This is a genomic window from Agromyces sp. NBRC 114283, from assembly GCF_030268405.1.
In the GTDB taxonomy this organism is placed as follows: Bacteria; Actinomycetota; Actinomycetes; order Actinomycetales; family Microbacteriaceae; genus Agromyces; species Agromyces mediolanus.
This window is the reverse complement of record NZ_BSQP01000001.1, coordinates 1,182,038-1,200,410: the sequence shown is the minus strand read 5'-3', so window position 1 is coordinate 1,200,410 and position 18,373 is coordinate 1,182,038. Positions and strand designations below refer to the sequence as shown.

The window sequence follows — 18,373 nt, the reverse complement described above, 5'->3', positions numbered from 1 at the left end:
AGAGCGGGGGTTTTCTTGTTTCGGCCGAGATCATGGCTGAGACGAGCCGTGGCTCATCACCCGACGATCCACGGCTCCGGCGATTCCCAGCGCGCGAAGTACGCGTCGACCGCGAACGGCGAGGCCAGATCGATCGCCAGCCACTCCGATGCCACCATCCGGCCGATCTCGTCCGTTCGTTCCTCGGACAGCGGCCCCTTCGGGTCGTCCGCGAGATCGCCTATCTCCATCCACAGGCGGTACGCGGCCCCGCCGTGCACACAGTCAAAGTACTCATCGATGAACTGACCGACACCGTCCATGACGACGTCATAGGTGCGCCGCTCTCCCCGGTTGAGCACCGCTTCGGCCACGGCACTCATCGCCGCGCGAAACCGCACCTCCAACTCCGCGCTGCTCATCGCATTCCGTCCGCTCCGGCACTCCCCCGTCCCGCAGTGCTCCGTTCGACGATAGCGTCGGCCGCGCCCGCTGCGGTTGCATCGGCGCGTCGGAACGGCGGGTTCGTGAGCGAACGAGCAGTCGAGGAGTTCGTCGCCATAGGTCAGTCGCTCACCGAGCGACTCCAGCTCGAACTCGGACCGGGCTTCCACGTCGAGTACTGGCCCAATTCGATCGATCTGCCGCTCGTGCATCGCCGCAGACGCCGCGCCAGGCAGACGTTTTGCGGCTCGGTCGTTGACCTCGCGTCGCAAGCAAGCCCCGCTACGCTGTCCAGGATCCGCCACGCGTGAAGGAGCAGCGATGAAGATCGGACTCATAGCGATGGGCGTCGGCGCCGGAGTCCTTGCCATAGTCGGGGTCGTGCTCATTCTGCTCCCGGCTTCGAGCGCCTCGTTCGGATGGTTCGCCTATCAGCCCAGCCGCGACTTCGGCTTCGTCGGCGGATTGTCGCCGGTGCCGCCCGCGCGCATCTGGGGCATCGTGCTGCTCGTGGTCGCGGTGGGCCTGGGCGCCTTCGCCGCCGGCTGGGCGCTGGGCAGTGCCCGCACCCGCAAGCTCGAACGGTCGGGTCGAGCGTGACCGCGACTCTGCAGGCCGCCTGGGCCCCGCCGTCCAACCGTGCCGCGGCGACCGCGAGAAGGCTCGTGCCGTGGACGATCGCGGTCGGAGCCGTGTTCTGGCTCGTGCCGATCGCTCTCACGTTCGTCCCGTCGCCGACTTTCCAGACGATCGGGCTGATCGTCGTGTGGATCGGGTTCCTCCCGTATCTGGCGCTCACCATCACCACGATCGTGTTCGCCGTGAAGGGGCTCGCCGGCGCCGGCCGGCTCGGTGGCCTCGGCCGCTCGGACGCCCGGTTCGCGCTCGTCGCGACCATCGTCATGTTCGCCGCAGCGCCCGTCGCCGCGATTGTGGTTCCGGTCCTCGTGTCGCTGCTGTTCGCCTGAGCGAGCGGGGGCCCTCCCGGCATCCGCCGTCCGCACCACGCCCGTAGAATCGGACTCGTGCCCGCAGCCCAGCAGCCCCCGGCGTCACCGCAGACGCCGCAGGCGCCGAAGCCCTCGAAGGCCGCGTCGACGCGTGCCGCGATCCTCGGGGCGGCGACCGAACTGCTGAGCGAACACGGGGTGCGCGGCGTCACCGTCGAGGCGGTCGCGGAGTCCGCCGACGTGTCGCTCGGCCTCCTCTACTACCACTTCGAGAACCGGCAGGATCTGATCCGGGCGGCGCTCGCGGAGGCCCTCGCCAACTACGCGTACCGTCGCCCCTCGACGGAGCTGCCACCGGCCGAGCGGCTGCGCGCGGCGCTGAGCCAGCACATCGGCGTCGACGCGGAGGCCGCCAGGCAGGACCGCGTGTACGCCGAGGCGATGCGGGCGGCGGCGTTCGACCCGGCCATCCGCCCGGCCCTGGCCCAGACGCTCACCGGCTGGAACGGCGGCATGACCCGCCTCGTCACCGCGGCCGTGCCGGGGCTCGCCGAGACGCACCTCGAGGCTGCGGCCGAGGCGGCGACGGCCCTCACCGCCCTCGTCGATGGCCTGCAGCAGCGCGTTCGCTCCTCACTGTTGCCGGCCGAGCGCGGGCTCGAGCTGCTCGGCCTGGCCACGAGCGCGGTCCTCGCAGGCGGGGCGTCGGATGCCGACTGAGACGCAGAAGCCCGCCTCCAAACGGGACCGCATCCTCGCCGCTGCGGCGCAGGTGATCGGCGAGCGCGGGCTCGACGCCTTCGTGGTCAAGGACATCACGGCGCTCGCCGGCGTCACCCCGCAGCTGACCTACTACCACTTCCCGAACCGGCAGGCGCTCGTGCGCGGCGTCTTCCAGTACGCCGCGGAGCGGGCGCCCTCGGTGAACCTGCTGCACCTCGACCGCGAGGCGAGCGGCTACGAGGCGCTGCGCGGCGCGCTGCACGCCGAGTTCGACGACTCCCCTGAGGTGCGCGACCTCAACCTCATCTGGAACGAGGTAACCGCGCTGCCCATCGAGGACCCCGAGCTCGCCGAGGCGGTGCGGCGGGCGACCGAGCGGTGGAACGAGCAGGTCACCATCGGCATCCTGCGCGGCCTCGCCGACGGCTCGATCGTGACGGCCGCGCCGCCGCAGGCCGTGGCCGAGCTCCTCACCGCACTGGTCGAGGGGCTCAGCCAGCGCTGGCTCGCGGGCCTGATCTCGCCGGACGACGCCCGCCGGACCCTCGACGTGGTGCTGTCGACGATCCGGCGGGCGTGATCAGGGTGTGATCAGGCGGCTCAGAGCTTCCCGTAGACGGCCTTGCCGCCGAGCAGGGTGAGCTCGACCTTCGTGTCGACGATCTCGTCGACCGGGATCTCGGTGAGGTTGCGGTCGAGCACGATGAGGTCCGCGTACTTGCCGACCTCGATCGATCCGCTCGTGGCGTCGCCGTGCATGATGCGGGCCGGGTTGATCGTCATCGCGCGGATCGCCTCCTCGATGGTCAGCCCGCGGTCCTCGCCGAGCTTGCCGGGGAAACGGTCACCGCCCTCGGGGTTCTCGCGCGTCATCGAGATCTGCAGCGAGGCGAAGGGGTTCAGCGGGTCGACCGGCCAGTCGCTGCCGTTCGCGACCTGCGCCCCTGCGTCGGCGAGGCTGCCGATCGGTTCGGTGCGGGCGAAGCGCTCCGGGCCGAGGGTGTCCTGCGCGGCGTCGATCGAATCGAACGCGGGCTTCGCCCACTGCAGGCCCATAGCGGGCAGCACGTCGAGCTCGGCGAAGCGCGCGAGGTCGTCGGGATGCACCGACTCCGCGTGCGCGATGGCGAGCGGCGTGTCCGAGTCGGACTGGGCGCGAGCGATCTCGAAGGCGTCGAGGGCGGTGCGCACCGCGCGGTCGCCGATCGCGTGCGGCTCCGGGGTGATGTCCTCGTCGAGGAGCAGCGCGACGATCGCGCCCATCTGCTCGGCCGTGTACGTCGGCTCGGGTCCTGCGTCGGTGCCGGGTTGCCAGTCGGGCGCCTCCTCGGTGCCGACGTTCACGTAGTACGGCTCGAGGAACGACGCGGTCAGCGCGGGCGCCTGCAGCACGCCGTCGAGACCGAACTCGGCGACGTTGTTCACCGCGATGCCCGGCTCCTGGGCCGAGGCATCCGTCGACCACTGCTCGCGGTAGGCGAGCACCTCGTCGACCGCGGCGCGCGGGTCGGTCTTGCCGAGCTCCGGCGAGATGTTCGGCGCGAGGAACACGCGCGTCGTGAGCTCGCCGCGCTCGCGCAGCTCGGTCATCGCCGAGGCGACGTCCTCGCCCGAGAGCTGGTCCATGTACGCGGTGACGCCGACGGCGGACAGCGCCGACATCGCGGCCGACGCCGAGGCGACGCTCTCGTCGAGCGTGCGCGGCGGCACGATCTTGCCGCGCGCCATGAACGCCGCGCCCTCCTCGAGGATGCCGTTCGGGACCCCGTTCGCGTCCACCTCGATGTGCGGCGGGCCCGAGTGCTCCGAGGTGATGCCCGCGGCCTCGAGCGCCGCGGAGTTCAGCAGCACCGAGTGCCCGTCGGTCGTGTAGACGAGCACGGCGCGGTCGGTGTCGAGCGCGTCGAGCACGCTCTTGTCGACCGTGACGCCCTGCGGCTGCATCGCCTGGCGGTACCAGGTCTCGACGATGAGGGGCTTGTCGGTGTCGCCCTCCTCGTCGAGGCATCCCTGGATCTTGTCCTGGAACTCCGGGATCGTGAGCGACTCGAAGTTCAGGTTGCAGGCCGCGAGCTTGTCGCCGCCGAGGAAGGTGTGCACGTGGGCGTCCTGCATGCCCGGCATGACCATCTTGCCGTCGAGGTCGATCACCTCGGTGCGCTCGCCGATGAGCTGCTTCGCGCCGGCGTCGTCGCCGACGTAGACGATCTCGCCGTCGGTGATGGCGACGGCCTGCTGCACGCTGTTCTCGGCGTCGACGGTCCAGACGAAGCCGTTCGTCAGCACGGTGTCTGCGGCGTCCGCGTCGGAGGCCGGGGTGCACGCGGCGAGGAGTCCGGTGACGACGGCCGCGGTGCCGATCGCCACGAGACGCCTGGTGCGGGTGGGGTTGCGCATTCGCGTTCCTTTCTGGGGGTGGATTTGCGGGGTCGGACGCGTTCGGACGGCTAGCGCGTCGGCACGGTCGGCACCTCGGGTTCGGATGCCTCGTCGGCATCCGGCCCGTCGGTGCTGTCGGCCTCGTCGATGCCGAGCTCGGCGACGGGGCGGCGGAAGCCGCGGGTGAGGGCGAAGAGGATGACGAGACCGACGCCGGTCCAGATGGCGCCGAGCACCATGGCGTCCGCGCTCAGGTGCACCCAGAGCAGACCCGTGCCGGCCGCGCCGAGGAGCGGCAGCACGATGAAGCGGACGACGTCGGCGGGCGTGCGCCGGCGGCCCAGGCGGATCGCGTAGTGGGCGATGACGGCGAGGTTCACGAAGGTGAAGGCGATGAGCGCGCCGAAGTTGATGACCGAGGAGATGAGGTCGAGCGTGGGCGTGATCGCGAGCAGCACCACGAGGCCCGCGAGCACGGTCGTGAACACCGGCGTGCGGAAGCGCGGGCTCACCGAGCCGAACCAGCGCTTCGGGGCGAGCACGCCGTTGCGGCCCATCACGTAGAGCAGCCGCGAGACGCTGGCATGCGAGGACAGCCCCGAGGCGACGGCCGCGGCGAAGGCGACGGCCACGAAGAGGAGCTGGAAGACCTGGCCGCCGACGAAGAGCGCGAGCTCGGGCAGCGTGTCGTCGGTGTACTCGAAGGCGTCGAGCGTCGGGAAAGCGGACTGGGCGAACCAGGCGCCGGCGAAGAAGATCGCCCCGCCGATCAGCACGGTCAGCATGACGGCCCGCGGCACCGCGTTCGGGTGCTTCGCCTCCTCGGCGTACATGGTGACCGCGTCGAAGCCGATGAAGGAGAAGGCCACGATCGTGGTGCCGGCCAGCACGGCCGACAGCTGCACCCCGTCGTGCCAGATGGGCTGCAGCGAGAACAGCGTGCCGGTGCCCATGCCCTTCGAGATCTGCAGGCCCGCGAGCACGAGGAACGCCGCGATGCCGGCGAGCGCGGCGATGAGCAGCACGCCATTCACCCGCGACGTCGCCTTCACGCTCACGACGTTCAGGCCGATGAGGAGGGCCGCGACGCCGACCACCCAGACCGCCCCGGGCACCTCGGGGAAGAACTGCTCCATGTAGAGCCGGATGATCACCGCGTTCACGACGGGAAGCAGCAGGTAGTCGAGCAGCGAGGCCCAGCCGACGAGGAAGCCGAGCGCCGGATGGATCGCCTCGCGCGTGTAGGTGTACGCGGAGCCGGCGGCGGGGAACGCGCGCACCATCGCGCCGTAGCTGACGGCGGTGAACAGCAGCACCACGAGGCCGACGAGGTAGGCCAAGGGCACCACGCCGTCCGTCTCCTCGCTCACGATGCCGAAGGTGTCGAACACCGTCACGGGGGCCATGTAGCCGAGGCCGAGTCCGACGATGGCCCACATGCCGAGCGAGCGCTTGAGGGTCGGTGCTGTCACTGCGCACATCCTTGTGTCACCGAGGCATCCGTCGCCCCGTCGCGGGTGCCGCGGCGGGGCCGGCGGCGTGAACGTCTGCGAGCCTAGGGGGAGTTATTGAAACGCACAACATAATTTCCTAGTGACGTTTTCAAACCGTTACGAGCGGATCTGCGCGGGCATGCGAACGCCCCCGCATCCGATCGGATGCGGGGGCGTCGTGAACCGCTGAACGAGCGGCGGGCTACCCGGCCGCGGGGAGCCCCCGCAGCGCGACCGCCTGACTGACTGCGAAAAGGGCGACGTCGACGGCGACCGCGAGCACCGCGAGCACGACGAACACGGTCGCGGCGGCGAGCGAGACGGCCCCCACGGCGAGCGCGGCGCCCACATTCGCGAGCATCACGAAGCGCAGGGCGCGGCGCAGCGGGAGCCGCACGAGCATCCACGCGACGAGGCCGGCCCAGACCACGACGGCGACGCCGATCGCCGCGACGAGCGGGATCGGGAGGCGGAGCGACTCCGCGATGGGGCCCGCGAAGAGCGCCACGGCAGCGCCGAGGAGGGCGCAGTAGACGGCGTCCAGGCGGAGGCTCCACCGCCCGACCGCCGCCCCGTCGACCCGTGCCATCCGGCGCATCTCAGTAGCCGGTCATGGGGACGGAGCGCGCGAAGTCGATGACCTGCGTGATGAGCCAGACCGTCCAGATCATCACGACGACGAAGCTCGTCACGTTCACGGCGATGACGACCCAGAGCGGGGCCATGCCGCGGCCGCCGGCCTCGCGGCGCACGAACACGGACCGCCCGATGACGTAGACGAGGGCGGAGAGGAAGGTCCACGCCCAGTGGAATCGGCGCGCGTAGCCGAGCTTGCCGAGGGCGGCGTAGTCGAGGTACGAGAACCAGACCGACAGGCCGTAGGTGACCCAGCCGAGCACCATCAGGGCGAGGTACCCCGGGTCGAGGAAGATCGCGGTCGTCCCCCCGTAGGGGTTCGCCATCGAGGCCTCGAGATAGCCGCGCACGTCCCAGAAGAAGAGCGCCACGAGCGGCACGAGCGGCAGGAGCACGACGAGCCAGATCCAGACGGTGCCGGTGGGCGTGCCGTCCGGGACGCGGTGGACGGGCGTGCCGTACGGCTGGTACGGCGCGGGGCCGGCCGCCGCGACGGGGGCTGCTGGAGCCGCCGGGGCCGCCGCCGGCGCGACGTGCTCGGTCCAGCCGATCCCGTCCCACCATCGCTGTCCGCCGCTTCCGGCGGGGTCGGGGTACCACCCAGGGGCGATCTGCTGGCCGTGCGCGTCCGTCATCGAGGCTCCCGTCTCTCTCCCGCCATGCTAACGACGTCACGCGACTTGACGCCGCAGCCACGCTCCACTATATCTATACCCCCTAGGGGTATTAACAACCGGATGCCCCGAGCCTCATCCGAAACGGAGCAGAACGATGTCACCCAGCAGCAGATCCGGCGGGCGCCGCGGCCTCGGCCTCGCGCTCATCGCCGCGGCCCAGTTCGTCGTCATCATGGACACCTCGATCATCGGCGTCGCCCTGCCCGACATGCAGGCCGCCCTCGGCTTCTCCCCCGAGTCGCTGTCGTGGGTGTTCAACGCCTACGTCGTCGCCTTCGGTGGCCTGCTCCTCCTCGGCGGACGCCTCGCCGACGTGCTCGGCGCCCGCCGCGTCTTCATCGCGGGCTGGGTCATCCTCGCGATCGGCTCGATCCTCGCCGGCGCCGCCCCCGACGCGGTGACCGAGATCGTCGGCCGTGCCGTGCAGGGCGCGGGCGCCGCGCTGATCGCCCCGGCCGCGCTCTCGCTGCTGATGGCGCTCTTCGGCGGCACCCCGGAGCTCCCCCGTGCCTTCGCCGTCTACGGCGCGGCCGCCCCCATCGGCGGCACCGCGGGCGTCTTCCTCGGCGGCGTGCTCACCGAGTACGCGAGCTGGCCCTGGGTCTTCTACGTCACGGTGCCGATCGCCGTCCTCGTCATCGCGCTCACGCCCGCGGCGCTGCCCGCCGTGCCCGGCGGACGCGGCTCGGTCGACCTCGGCGGGGCGATCACCGCGACGCTCGGCCTCGCGGCGATCGTGTACGCCGTCGTCCGCGCGCCCGAGGCCGGCTGGGGCGGGCCCGAGACCATCATCGGCCTCATCGTCGGCGCCGTGCTCCTCGCCCTCTTCTTCGTCATCCAGGCCCGCCGGCGCACGCCGCTGCTCCGCCTCGGCATCTTCCGCGCCCCGCAGCTCGGCGGCGCGAACCTCGCGCAGCTCCTCCTCGGCGCCGCGTGGGTGCCGATGTGGTTCTTCCTGAACCTGTACCTGCAGCAGGTGCTCGGCGCCGGCGCGTTCGCCTCGGGTGCCGCGCTCCTGCCGATGACCGCGCTCATCGTCGTCGTCATGGTGGCGCTCGCGCCGCGGCTGCAGGCGCGGTTCGGGGCGAAGCCGCTCATCGTGTGGGGCTTCGTGCTGCTCGCCGTCGGGCTCGGCTGGCTCGCCCTCGTGCGCCCGGACGGCGCGTACGCGGTCGACGTGCTGCCGGCCTCGCTCGTCGCGGCGTTCGGCATGGCGCTCGCCTTCGTGCCGTCGCTCGGCACCGCGATCAGCGCCGCGCGCCCGGAGGAGGCGGGCGTCGCCTCCGGCCTCGTGAACACGAGCTACCAGATCGGCTCGGCGGTCGGCCTCGCGATCCTCACCGCGGTCGGCGCCGCGGCGACGAGCGGGACGGATGCCGCGGGGCTGACCTCGGGCTACGCGGCGGCGTTCCTCGGGGCCGCGATCGTCGCGGCGGTCGGCTTCCTCGCGGCGGTGCTGTTCCTGCGCGGAGGGGGCGGCGGCCCTGCCGGAGCGGAGCAGCCGGAGGCGGCGGAGCTCAGCCCCGGCGCCTGACCCGCTTCACCTCGAGCTCGGAGGCCGCGCCGAACCGGCGGCGGTGCCAGAAGCCGATCCCCTCGATCAGCACCCAGGCGACTGGCACCGCCCAGGCCATCGCGGTGAGCGTCTCGCGCCCCGGCATGGCGAGCTCGAGGAACTGCTGCGCGATCGGCACCACGAGCACGAGCGCGAGCCCGACCACCATCGCGAGCACCACGCCCGCCTTGATCCAGGTGAACGGGCGCGACAGGACGCCGAGGATCCACAGCCCGATGAGCGCGAGCGTCACCATCGACGCCGTGCGCACGGCGTCCTCGGCGTCCCCCGTCGCGCGGGCGATCCCGGAGACCGCGGTGATCGCCGCCGCGACCACGAGCCCCGCCGGGATCGCGAACGACAGCGAGCGGCGCAGGAAGCCGGGCACGTAGCGCCGGGAGTTCGGCAGCAGCGCGAGCAGGAAGGCGGGGATGCCGATGGTGAGGCCGTCGGTCACGGAGAGCTGGCGCGGCAGCAGCGGGAACGCCCAGAGCAGGATGCCGAACAGCACCGACATCGTGATCGCGTACGCAGTCTTCGAGAGGAAGAGCATCGACACCCGCTCGATGTTCGCGATGACCCGCCGTCCCTCGGCGACGACGCCCGGCAGGTGGGAGAAGCGGTTGTCGAGGAGCACGATGCGGGCGACCGCCTTCGTCGCGGCCGAGCCCGACTCCATCGCGATGCCCATGTCGGCGTCCTTGATCGCGAGCGCGTCGTTCACGCCGTCGCCGGTCATCGCGACGGTGTGGCCGCGCTCCTTCAGCGCGTGCACCATCGCCCGCTTCTGCACCGGGGTGACCCGGCCGAAGACGCGGTGCTCGTCGAGCACCCGGCCGAGCTCGGCCGGGTCGTCCGGCAGCTCGCGGGCGTCGAAGCCCTCGCCCGCGTCGAGGCCGACCTCGCGGGCGACGGCGGCGACGGTGAGCGGACTGTCGCCGGAGATCACGCGGACCTCGACCCCCTCCTGCCCGAAGTAGCGGAGCGTGGATGCCGCGTCGTCGCGCACCACCTCGCGGAAGGTGAGCAGGGCGACCGGCACGAGCCCGCCCGGCAGCGCGGCCTGCTCGACGAGGCCGGCGTCGAGCGGCTCGGGCGCGTGCGCGAGCAGCAGCGTGCGCCGACCGCTCGCGGCGAGCTCGCGCCCCTGCGCCAGGGCCGCACCGTGCTCGGGCCCGGCGCCGTCGGCCAGGACGAACTCCGGGGCGCCGAACACCCAGGTGCCGGCGGCGCCGTCGGCGAAGGACACCGCGCTCCACTTGCGTCCGGAGGAGAACTCGATGCGCTCCGCGGGGGCGAGCCCCTCGTCGTCGGGGAAGCGCTCGGCCAGGCAGCGGGCCGTCGCGTTCGCCTCGGGCTCCGCGCCGTGCCAGGCGAGCACGCGCTCCCAGTGAGCGGGCCGGGCTTCGCCGAGCTCGTGCACCCCGTCGAAGCGCACGTCGCCCGTCGTGATCGTGCCGGTCTTGTCGAGGCAGATGAGATCGACGCGGGCGAGGCCCTCGACCGCGGGCAGCTCCTGCACGAGCACCTTGTGCGAGCCGAGCTTCACGGCGCCCACCGCGAAGGCGATGCTCGTCATGAGCACGAGGCCGAGCGGGATCATCGCGATCACCGCCGCGACCGAGGCCGTCGCGGCATCCCGCCACGCCCCGCTCTCGATCGCGTGCTGCCAGCCGCCCGCGGCCTGCATGTTCGCGTTCACGACGACGATCATGATCGGGAAGATCGCCCAGGTGATCCACTTCAGGATGCGGTCGACGGAGCTGCGCAGCTCGGAGGCGACGAGGGAGAACCGCTTCGCCTCGGCGGTCAGCGTCGCCGCGAACGCCCGGTCGCCGACCGCCGTGACCTCGGCCGAGCCCTGGCCGGCGACGATGATCGAGCCCGAGAGCACCCGGTCGCCCGGCAGTTTGTCGACCGGGTCGGACTCGCCCGTGAGGAGCGACTCGTCGGCCTCGAGGCGGAGCCCGTCGAGCACGACGCCGTCGGCGGTGACCTGGTCGCCCGCGCGGAGCACGAGGAGGTCGCCGAGCACGACCTCGCGCACGGCGAGCTCCTGCTCCTCGCCGTCGCGGACGACCCGCGCCTTCGGGGCGTGCAGGAGGGCGAGGCGGTCGAGCGCCCGCTTGGCGCGGTATTCCTGGGTGACGCCGATCGCGGCGTTCGCGATCGCGGCGAAGCCGAACAGGGCGTCCTGCCAGCGGCCGAGCGCGAAGAGCAGGGCGAAGCCGCCGACGACGATGCCGTTGAAGAGGGTGAAGACGTTCGCGCGGAGGATGCTCCACAGGCTCCGGCTCGAGGCATCCGTCGCGATGTTCGCGAGCCCCGCCGCGGCGCGGCGCGCGGCCTCGGCCCGGCTCAGGCCGCGGACGGGGTCGGTCGCTTCGAGCTGCGTGGCTCCGAGCTGCGTGGCCCCGAGTCGCGTCGCGTCGTCCACCGCATCCCCCGTTCCCCCGGCCGTGGGGCCCCGGCCGACGGGGTCGAGTCTGGCACAGCGCCGCCGCCCGGCGCGAGGGGTGCGCGGCGCGTGTCAAGGCCCTGGGGCGCGCCCGGCCGCGGTGCGATCATCGGGCCATGGACGCACGAGACGAGCAGCACACCCAGTCCGAACCGATCCAGGAGGGTCACGACGACGCCGACCGCGGCCGGAAGCTCGAGGGCGTGATCGAGCAGGTGCGGGGCGACGCGCTGCTCGGCAACGTCGACGACGTGCGGCGGATGGTGGCCGAGCGCCTCGAGCAGGCGGGCCTGCCCGCCACCGAGCACGACGTCGACGCCGTGGTCACCGCGGTCGGGGACGCGCCCTCGGGCGGCTGAGCCGGGGCTCGCCGCCTTCCACAGATTGTGTAACAATATGCCCGGGTGGCGGGACGGCGCGGCCGGGACACCGTCCCGTCCCGCCGCCCGACGCTCAGGCGCGCGCCGCGGCCTCGCCGACCGGCTCGCGATCGACCGTGCCGAGGAGTTCCTCGGCGGTCAGCGCCGGGGCGCCGATCGGCGCCCCGTACCAGTGGTCGGCCGCCCGCGTGCAGGTGCACAGGCAGGCGATGACCTCCTCGGAATTCACGGCCCGGAAGAACTCCCGGTGCTGCACCGGTGGCGTGCGTCGTCGCATGTCCCATCCCAATCGCTCACGCTGACGACCTGTCGGCCGTCATGGAAGAGACGCGGGCCGGGGCGGATCATGACGCGGGTCGCACGAAATCCACGGCGACCCCCCGGGACTAGAGCGAGCCGCCCGCGACGTCGAAGGTGTTGCAGGCGCCCGCGCCGCCGTCGAAGCCCGTCTCGAACCAGCGGATGCGCTGCTCGCTCGTGCCGTGGGTGAAGGTGTGCGGCGTGACCTGGCCCTGCATCGACTGCTGGATGTGGTCGTCGCCGACCGCGGCCGCCGCATCGAGGGCGGAGCGGTACTCGGCGGGCGTGATCGGCTTCAGGAACGCGACCCCGTCGTCGTCCTTCGTGCTCGAGGCCGCGGCCGCCCAGGCGCCGGCGAAGCAGTCCGCCTGCAGCTCGACGCGCACCGCGTTCGAGCTCGGCCCGGTCTGGCCGTCGCGGGTCGACTCGAGCACGCCGGCGATGTTCTGCACGTGGTGGCCCCACTCGTGCGCGATGACGTACATCTCGGCGAGCGGGCCGCCCTGCGCGCCGAAGCGGGTGCGCAGCTCGTCGTAGAAGGTGACGTCGAGGTAGATCGTCTCGTCGGGCGGGCAGTAGAACGGCCCCGTCGCCGAGGACGCCTGGCCGCACGCCGTCGAGACCGCCTGGTCGAACATCACGAGATCGTTCGGGGCGCGGTAGGCGACGCCGATCTCGGGCGCCTCCGCCTCCCAGTACGTCTCGAGCGAGGCCGAGGCGCCCTTCATCCGGCACTCGACCCGCTCGTTCGCGTCCTGCCCGGTCAGGCAGGTGTCGAGGCTCGAGTCCTCGACGACCTCCTGCTGCTGCCCGGCTCCGCCCGCGCCGCCCGCGAGGCCCGTGAGGTCGACGCCGAGCAGCTGCGAGACGAGGAAGAGGACGATGAGCACGCCGCCGCCGCCGGCGACCGCGATGCCGGTGGTCCGGCCCCGCTTGGAGGCCTTGCCGCCGCTGATGTCGGCGTTCGGGTCGAAGGTCATGCTGCGACGCTACTCCGCCTCGGGGCGTCCCGTCTCGATGTCCGGGTCGTCGAGCTCGCTGCTGTCGTCGGCGTCGTCTGCGTCGTCGTCGGTCGTGTCGTTGTCTGCGGTGTCGTCGTCTGCGGCGTCATCCACGGTGTCGGCCTCATCCGCGTCGTCGTCGACCGGCTCCTCCGACTCGACGTCGGCCGCGAAGCGGTCGGTCGCCTCGATGAGCGCGTCGAGGATGCCGGGCTCGTCGAAGGCGTGGCCGGCGTCGTCGATGATCCGCAGCTCCGCCTCGGGCCACGCGACGTGCAGGTCCCACGCGGTCATCATCGGCGTGCAGAGGTCGTAGCGGCCCTGCACGATCACGGCGGGGATGTCCCGCAGGCGCACCGCGTCGCGGATGAGCTGGCCCTCCTCCCACCAGCCGCCGTGCCGGAAGTAGTGGTTCTCGATACGGGCGAAGGCCGTCGCGAATTCGGGCGAGCCGTAGGCCTCGAGGTTCTCGGGCTGCGGGAGCAGGGTGATCGCGGCGGCCTCCCAGCGCGCCCAGGCGATCGCGGCCGGCTGGTGCACGGCGGGGTCGGGGTCGCTGAGCAGCCGGCCGTAGGCCTCGATGAGGTGCGAGCGCTCGCCGTACGGCACGGGCTCGACGAACTCGCGCCAGCGGTCGGGCAGCAGCGCCGCCGCACCGCCCTCGTAGAACCAGTCGAGCTCCGCGCGGCGGAGCGTGAAGATGCCGCGCAGCACGAGCTCGGTCACCCGCTCGGGGTGGGTCTCGGCGTAGGCGAGGCCGAGCGCGCTCCCCCAGGAGCCGCCGAAGACCTGCCAGCGGTCGATGCCGAGGTGCGCGCGCAGCCGCTCGATGTCGGCGATGAGGTGCCAGGTGGTGTTCGTCGCGAGGCTCGCGCCGGGCTCGGAGGCGTGCGGGATGGACAGCCCGCAGCCGCGCTGGTCGAAGAGCACGATGCGGTACTTCTCGGGGTCGAAGAGGCGCCGGTGCGCCGGCTTGGTGGCGCCGCCCGGCCCGCCGTGCAGGAACACCACGGGCTTGCCGGCCCGGTTCCCCGAGACCTCCCAGTAGATGTGATGACCGTCGCCGACATCGAGCATGCCGGTCTCGAGCGGTTCGATCTCCGGGTACAACTCACGCATGGGGCCACGGTATCCGCGTCGGGATGCCTCGCGCGCGCGCCGCGCCGATTGGTCTGACCGATTGAACCCGCCCGACGGCGAGCGTTGCTCAGGATGCCAGCCGCGCGGCGGGCGTAGGCTCGAGGCATGGCAGCGAAGAAGCCGGTCACCGTCACCCTCACCGGGGCCGGCGGCCAGATCGGATACGCCCTCCTGTTCCGCATCGCCTCGGGCGCCCTGCTCGGGCCAGAGACGCCGGTGCGCTTGCACCTGCTCGAGATCCCCCAGGGGCTCCGGGCGGCCGAGGGCGCCGCGCTCGAGCTGCAGGACTCGGCGTTCCCGCTGCTCGCCGGCGTCGAGGTCACCGACGACGCGCACGCCGCGTTCTCCGGCGCGAACATCGGCCTGCTCGTCGGCGCCCGGCCGCGCACGGCGGGGATGGAGCGCGCCGAGCTGCTGCAGGCCAACGGCGGCATCTTCGGACCGCAGGGGGCGGCGATCAACGCGGCGGCGGCGGACGACATCCGCGTCGTCGTGGTCGGCAACCCGGCCAACACGAACGCGCTCATCGCCTCGGCGCACGCGCCCGATGTGCCGGCCGAGCGCTTCACCGCGCTCACCCGCCTCGACCACAACCGCGCGCTCGGCCAGCTCGCGGTCGCGACCGACACCCCGGTCGCCGAGATCCGCGGCGTCACCATCTGGGGCAACCACTCGGCCTCGCAGTTCCCCGACCTCGCGCACGCCACGGCGGCCGGCGACGCGATCCCCGCGCTGCTCTCCGCCCGGCTCGGGCACGAGGGGTACCGGGAGTGGCTCGCGGGCGAGTTCATCCCCCGGGTCGCCAAGCGCGGCGCGGAGATCATCGAGGTGCGCGGCTCCTCCTCGGTCGCCTCGGCCGCGGCGGCCACGATCGACCACGTCCGCGACTGGGTGCAGGGCACCCCCGACGGCTGGACGAGCGCGGCGGTCGTGTCCGACGGCTCCTACGGGGTGCCGGAGGGGCTCGTCTCCTCCTTCCCGGTGGAGTCGGTCGACGGGGCCTGGCGCATCGTGCAGGGCCTCGCGATCGACGAGTTCGCCCGGCACCGCATCGACGCCTCCGTCGCCGAACTCGTGGACGAGCGCGAGCAGGTGCGCTCGCTCGGCCTGATCTGACGCCCGCGCCGCCTAGGCTGGCAGCATGGCCGATCGCGCTCCGCTCTCCCCCGCCCGCCGCAAGCAGCTCATCGTCGGCATCATCGTGGGGGCGCTCGTCGGCGTCGGGGTGAGCCTCTGGACCGGCTTCTGGCTGTGGCTGCCCGCTGGACTCCTCGTGGGCCTCGCCACCGGCGCGATCATGCGCCCGCCGAACGACTGAACGCCGCCACCGCCGCGGCGATCTCGCGCCGCACCTCCGCATCGTCGACGGTCGACTCGCCGTCGCCCGGCTGCACGCCGTAGTCGCCGAAGTCGGCGTGGTTGACGCCCTCGAGCTCGACGAACTCGGCGCCGGTCGGCAGCAGCCCGCTCGCGCCCTCGATCTTGGCCGGCGTCGAGAGACCGTCGTTCGAGCCCGAGACGCTGAGCGCCGCGAGCTCCGAGCCCGAGAGGTCGTTGGCGCAGTAGGAGCCGAACAGCATGACGCCGAGCACCTCGGCGTCGCCCGAGGCATCCGCGTCGCCCGCGAGCTGGCAGGCGCGCACGCCGCCGAGCGAGTGCCCGCCCACCCACCAGGCGTCGACGTCGGGCGCGAGCGCCGTGAAGGTGGCGAGCGGCCGGGTGTCGAAGAAGGCGAGGTTCAGCGTCGGCTTCGTGATGACGACCGTGAGCCCGGTCTCCTCGACGACGCCGGAGAGCTTGAACAGGTACGCGTAGGGGTCGACCTTCGCGCCCGGGATGAAGACGAGGCCCTGCCCGCTCGCGGACCCGATGCCCGGCTCGACCGGCTCGATCACGATGCCCGCCTCGGCGGAGGTGATCGTGACAGCGTCGTCCTGCCACGCCGCGAGCGCCGCGGGGCGCTCGCCCTGCATGACCGTGTGCGCATAGGCGAGGAACTGCACGCCGAGCAGGGCGAGGACGCCGACGATCGAGACGAGGATCCGGACGAGTCGGCGCATGCCCGAAGCCTACGTCTCGCGCGCTACTTCTTGGCGGACTTCTCCGGCACGGGCAGGGTGCCGGCGCGGCGCTGCTCCTCGAACCAGGCGCGCGCCTCGTCCTGCCGCTCCTGCTCGATGCCCGTCGCGATCGTCGCGCGGAGGTGCTCGGGGCGGAAGCCGAAGGCGTCGACGAGGTCCTGCGCGTGCGGGCGCAGGCGCTCGACGAGCCGGTCGATGTAGGCGCCGACGGCCTGCGCGCGCTGCGGCGAGAGCCGGCCGTTCATCAGGTACCAGGCGAGGTGCTTCTCGAGGAGCCCGAGGCCGAACAGGTCGCGCACCCACGTGAGCACCTGCTTCGTGCCCTCGTCCTCGACGCGGGCGAGCGCCCGGGTGAACGCCTCCCACTGCAGCAGCTCGCCGTGGGCGCGCGCCGCCTCGATGAGCTCGTTCTGGTTGCGGTTGAACGCGGCGGCCGCGTCGGCCTTCGGCAGCTTGCGCGCGTCGCGCAGGCGGCCGGCGATCTCGGCGATCATTGTCTCCACGCGGTCGGTGAGGAGCTCGCGCTGGGATGCCTCGTCGCGGAGCTCGCTGACCGAGCGCGCGGTCGAGCCGAAGTCCGCGATGGTCTGGCCGAGGCGGCGCAGGCCCGTGCCGTGGTAGGCCCGCTCGGCTGTCTGCGAGACGACGTAGCGGGCCATGGCACCGGCGTCGGCGTTCTTAAACTGCTTCGAGAAGTCGGTGAGCAGGCGCTTCGCGACGAGCTGCAGCAGCACGTTGTTGTCGCCCTCGAAGGTGACGTAGATGTCGAGGTCGTGGCGGAGGCCCGTGATGCGGTTCTCGGCGATGAAGCCGGCGCCGCCGCACGCCTCGCGCGCCTCCTGCAGGGTGTCGAGGGCGTGCCAGGTCGACAGCGGCTTCAGTGCGGCCGCGATGGTCTCGAGGTCCTGGCGGTCGTCGTCGCTGTCGGCGGCGCCGCTGAACACGGCGTCGAACTTCACGAGGAACTCGTCGTGCGCGAAGTACTGCGCGTACGTCGTCGCGAGCCGCGGCAGCAGCCGGCGCTGGTGGCGCTGGTAGTCGAGCAGCACCTCTTCCTCGGTATCGCTCGAGGCGGTGAACTGGCGGCGCTGGTTACCGTAGGTGATCGCGATGGTGAGGCCCATCGCGCTCGCGACGGTCGCGGCGCCGTCGAGCGAGACCCGGCCCTGCACGAGGGTGCCGAGCATCGTGAAGAAGCGACGGCCCGGGCTCTGGATGGGCGAGGAGTAGCTGCCGTCGGCGGCCACGTCACCGTAGCGGTTCAGCAGGTTCTCGCGCGGGATCCGCACGTTCGTGAAGTGCAGGCGGCCGTTGTCGATGCCGTTCAGGCCGCCCTTCAGCCCGTCGTCCTCACCGCCGACGCCGGGCAGGAAGTTGCCCTCGTCGTCGCGGATCGGCACGTAGAAGCAGTGCACGCCGTGGTTCACGCCGTTCGTGATGAGCTGCGCGAACACGGTCGCGTGCTTGCCGTGCAGGCCCGCGTTGCCGAGGTACTCCTTCCACGCCGCACGGAACGGCGTGTGGATGACGAACTCCTCGGTCTCGGGGTCGTAGGTGGCGGTCGTCGCGATCGCGGCGACGTCGGAGCCGTGGCCGATCTCGGTCATCGCGAAGGCGCCGGGCACCTCGAGCGACATGATCGCCGGCAGGAACTTCTCGTGGTGCGGCTTCGTGCCGAGGTGCAGCACGGCGGCGCCGAAGAGGCCCCACTGCACGCCCGACTTGATCTGGAGGCTCGGGTCGGCGATGACGAGCTCCTCGAAGGCGGCGATGTTGCCGCCGTGGTCGTCCTCGCCGCCGAGCGCCTTCGGGAAGGCCCGGTGCACGGCGCCCTGCTCGACGAGCAGCTTCAGCTGGCCCAGCACGCGCTCGCGGTGCTCGGCCATCGTCTGGCCCTCGATGCGCTGCAGCTCCGGCATCGCCGCGCGCTCGCGGGAGGCGAGGCGGATGTCGGCCCAGGTGCCGAGCAGCTGCCGGCCGAGGGCGGCGACGTCGACCTTCGGCGCCGCGCCGGAACGGGCGGCGGGGGTGGCGGGCTTCGCCTCGGTGCGCGCTGCAGTGTCAACCATCTTCGGTCTCGCCTCCGACTTCGCTTCGTGGGTGTCCCCTCACGCTACGACCGGCCCCGCGGCACCCGAAACGCTCGGTCGACCGGCGACAAGCGGGCCCGGCCGAGC

Annotated in this window: 18 protein-coding genes and 1 pseudogene; 8 read left to right on the top strand and 11 right to left on the bottom strand. The window is 72.3% G+C overall.

The window, feature by feature from the left end; translation table 11 throughout:
• Positions 1–56 precede the first annotated feature (56 nt).
• On the bottom strand, positions 57–635 hold the full coding sequence (locus tag QSJ60_RS05665) for a hypothetical protein (protein WP_285462939.1): 579 nt from the start codon (positions 633–635) through the stop codon (positions 57–59).
• Positions 636–744: 109 nt separating this feature from the next.
• Between QSJ60_RS05665 and QSJ60_RS05660 the strand changes: the two genes are divergently transcribed.
• The 4 genes from QSJ60_RS05660 to QSJ60_RS05645 are packed head-to-tail and all read left to right on the top strand — an operon-like array spanning position 745 to position 2,676.
• Complete coding sequence (locus QSJ60_RS05660; protein ID WP_285462938.1) at positions 745–1,023, top strand: hypothetical protein; 279 nt, start codon at positions 745–747, stop codon at positions 1,021–1,023.
• A complete protein-coding gene (locus QSJ60_RS05655) occupies positions 1,020–1,391 on the top strand; it encodes a hypothetical protein (protein ID WP_285462937.1) in 372 nt (123 codons plus the stop codon). The genes QSJ60_RS05660 and QSJ60_RS05655 overlap by 4 nt, the downstream gene beginning before the upstream one ends.
• Before the next feature lie 57 nt (positions 1,392–1,448).
• Positions 1,449–2,093 (top strand): TetR/AcrR family transcriptional regulator, encoded by a 645-nt coding sequence (locus QSJ60_RS05650; RefSeq protein WP_285462936.1) that lies wholly within the window; start codon positions 1,449–1,451, stop codon positions 2,091–2,093.
• Positions 2,083–2,676 (top strand): TetR/AcrR family transcriptional regulator, encoded by a 594-nt coding sequence (locus tag QSJ60_RS05645; protein WP_285462935.1) that lies wholly within the window; start codon positions 2,083–2,085, stop codon positions 2,674–2,676. The genes QSJ60_RS05650 and QSJ60_RS05645 overlap by 11 nt, the downstream gene beginning before the upstream one ends.
• Before the next feature lie 20 nt (positions 2,677–2,696).
• On the opposite strand, the gene QSJ60_RS05640 is transcribed toward QSJ60_RS05645, so the two are convergent.
• The 4 genes from QSJ60_RS05640 to QSJ60_RS05625 form a co-directional block, all read right to left on the bottom strand.
• A complete protein-coding gene (locus QSJ60_RS05640) occupies positions 2,697–4,493 on the bottom strand; it encodes an amidohydrolase (RefSeq protein WP_285462934.1) in 1,797 nt (598 codons plus the stop codon).
• A 50-nt stretch (positions 4,494–4,543) separates the two neighbouring features.
• A complete protein-coding gene (locus QSJ60_RS05635) occupies positions 4,544–5,956 on the bottom strand; it encodes an APC family permease (protein ID WP_285462933.1) in 1,413 nt (470 codons plus the stop codon).
• 214 nt (positions 5,957–6,170) lie between these two features.
• A complete protein-coding gene (locus QSJ60_RS05630) occupies positions 6,171–6,557 on the bottom strand; it encodes a hypothetical protein (protein ID WP_285462932.1) in 387 nt (128 codons plus the stop codon).
• Between the two features lie 10 nt (positions 6,558–6,567).
• Positions 6,568–7,239, bottom strand: coding sequence for a DUF2510 domain-containing protein (locus tag QSJ60_RS05625; protein ID WP_285462931.1), 672 nt, complete (start codon positions 7,237–7,239; stop codon positions 6,568–6,570).
• Positions 7,240–7,375: 136 nt separating this feature from the next.
• On the opposite strand from QSJ60_RS05625, the gene QSJ60_RS05620 reads away from it, so the two are divergent.
• Positions 7,376–8,815: an MFS transporter gene (locus QSJ60_RS05620; protein ID WP_285462930.1), complete on the top strand. Its 1,440-nt coding sequence runs from the start codon at positions 7,376–7,378 to the stop codon at positions 8,813–8,815.
• Here the strand turns inward: QSJ60_RS05620 and QSJ60_RS05615 are convergent.
• Entirely contained in the window at positions 8,799–11,273 is a 2,475-nt protein-coding gene (locus QSJ60_RS05615; protein ID WP_285462929.1) for an HAD-IC family P-type ATPase, read from the bottom strand. The genes QSJ60_RS05620 and QSJ60_RS05615 overlap by 17 nt on opposite strands.
• Positions 11,274–11,410: 137 nt before the next feature.
• On the opposite strand from QSJ60_RS05615, the gene QSJ60_RS05610 reads away from it, so the two are divergent.
• Positions 11,411–11,653 (top strand): hypothetical protein, encoded by a 243-nt coding sequence (locus QSJ60_RS05610; protein ID WP_230764031.1) that lies wholly within the window; start codon positions 11,411–11,413, stop codon positions 11,651–11,653.
• 94 nt (positions 11,654–11,747) lie between these two features.
• On the opposite strand, the gene QSJ60_RS05605 is transcribed toward QSJ60_RS05610, so the two are convergent.
• The 3 genes and pseudogenes from QSJ60_RS05605 to pip form a co-directional block, all read right to left on the bottom strand.
• Positions 11,748–11,951 (bottom strand): hypothetical protein, encoded by a 204-nt coding sequence (locus QSJ60_RS05605; RefSeq protein ID WP_189083580.1) that lies wholly within the window; start codon positions 11,949–11,951, stop codon positions 11,748–11,750.
• Positions 11,952–12,060: 109 nt separating this feature from the next.
• Positions 12,061–12,954 carry a KPN_02809 family neutral zinc metallopeptidase gene (ypfJ, locus tag QSJ60_RS05600; protein WP_285462928.1) on the bottom strand — a complete coding sequence of 298 codons (894 nt, stop codon included), beginning with the start codon at positions 12,952–12,954 and terminating at the stop codon, positions 12,061–12,063.
• A 189-nt stretch (positions 12,955–13,143) separates the two neighbouring features.
• A pseudogene (gene pip, locus QSJ60_RS05595) lies at positions 13,144–14,094 on the bottom strand (prolyl aminopeptidase); the annotation flags it as partial.
• A 126-nt stretch (positions 14,095–14,220) separates the two neighbouring features.
• Between pip and QSJ60_RS05590 the strand changes: the two are divergent.
• Together QSJ60_RS05590 and QSJ60_RS05585 are read left to right on the top strand one after the other, a co-directional pair.
• Positions 14,221–15,231, top strand: coding sequence for a malate dehydrogenase (locus QSJ60_RS05590; RefSeq protein WP_285462927.1), 1,011 nt, complete (start codon positions 14,221–14,223; stop codon positions 15,229–15,231).
• A gap of 25 nt (positions 15,232–15,256) precedes the next feature.
• Positions 15,257–15,433, top strand: a complete 177-nt coding sequence (locus QSJ60_RS05585) for an HPP family protein (protein WP_230764025.1) — start codon at positions 15,257–15,259, stop codon at positions 15,431–15,433.
• Here QSJ60_RS05585 and QSJ60_RS05580 read toward each other — a convergent pair.
• Both QSJ60_RS05580 and QSJ60_RS05575 read right to left on the bottom strand, forming a co-directional pair.
• Positions 15,411–16,175 (bottom strand): alpha/beta hydrolase, encoded by a 765-nt coding sequence (locus QSJ60_RS05580; RefSeq protein WP_285462926.1) that lies wholly within the window; start codon positions 16,173–16,175, stop codon positions 15,411–15,413. The two genes, QSJ60_RS05585 and QSJ60_RS05580, sit on opposite strands and share 23 nt — an antisense overlap.
• Positions 16,176–16,198: 23 nt before the next feature.
• Positions 16,199–18,265, bottom strand: a complete 2,067-nt coding sequence (locus QSJ60_RS05575) for an acyl-CoA dehydrogenase family protein (protein ID WP_285462925.1) — start codon at positions 18,263–18,265, stop codon at positions 16,199–16,201.
• Positions 18,266–18,373: the final 108 nt, after the last annotated feature.

Coding starts and splice junctions, on each gene's coding strand:
- QSJ60_RS05665 (WP_285462939.1), bottom strand. CDS start 635: ATGCACGAGCGGCAGATCGATCGAATTGGGCCAGTACTCGACGTGGAA.
- QSJ60_RS05660 (WP_285462938.1), top strand. CDS start 745: ATGAAGATCGGACTCATAGCGATGGGCGTCGGCGCCGGAGTCCTTGCC.
- QSJ60_RS05645 (WP_285462935.1), top strand. CDS start 2,083: ATGCCGACTGAGACGCAGAAGCCCGCCTCCAAACGGGACCGCATCCTC.
- QSJ60_RS05640 (WP_285462934.1), bottom strand. CDS start 4,493: ATGCGCAACCCCACCCGCACCAGGCGTCTCGTGGCGATCGGCACCGCG.
- QSJ60_RS05635 (WP_285462933.1), bottom strand. CDS start 5,956: ATGTGCGCAGTGACAGCACCGACCCTCAAGCGCTCGCTCGGCATGTGG.
- QSJ60_RS05630 (WP_285462932.1), bottom strand. CDS start 6,557: ATGGCACGGGTCGACGGGGCGGCGGTCGGGCGGTGGAGCCTCCGCCTG.
- QSJ60_RS05625 (WP_285462931.1), bottom strand. CDS start 7,239: ATGACGGACGCGCACGGCCAGCAGATCGCCCCTGGGTGGTACCCCGAC.
- QSJ60_RS05620 (WP_285462930.1), top strand. CDS start 7,376: ATGTCACCCAGCAGCAGATCCGGCGGGCGCCGCGGCCTCGGCCTCGCG.
- QSJ60_RS05610 (WP_230764031.1), top strand. CDS start 11,411: ATGGACGCACGAGACGAGCAGCACACCCAGTCCGAACCGATCCAGGAG.
- QSJ60_RS05605 (WP_189083580.1), bottom strand. CDS start 11,951: ATGCGACGACGCACGCCACCGGTGCAGCACCGGGAGTTCTTCCGGGCC.
- ypfJ (WP_285462928.1), bottom strand. CDS start 12,954: ATGACCTTCGACCCGAACGCCGACATCAGCGGCGGCAAGGCCTCCAAG.
- QSJ60_RS05590 (WP_285462927.1), top strand. CDS start 14,221: ATGGCAGCGAAGAAGCCGGTCACCGTCACCCTCACCGGGGCCGGCGGC.
- QSJ60_RS05585 (WP_230764025.1), top strand. CDS start 15,257: ATGGCCGATCGCGCTCCGCTCTCCCCCGCCCGCCGCAAGCAGCTCATC.
- QSJ60_RS05580 (WP_285462926.1), bottom strand. CDS start 16,175: ATGCGCCGACTCGTCCGGATCCTCGTCTCGATCGTCGGCGTCCTCGCC.
- QSJ60_RS05575 (WP_285462925.1), bottom strand. CDS start 18,265: ATGGTTGACACTGCAGCGCGCACCGAGGCGAAGCCCGCCACCCCCGCC.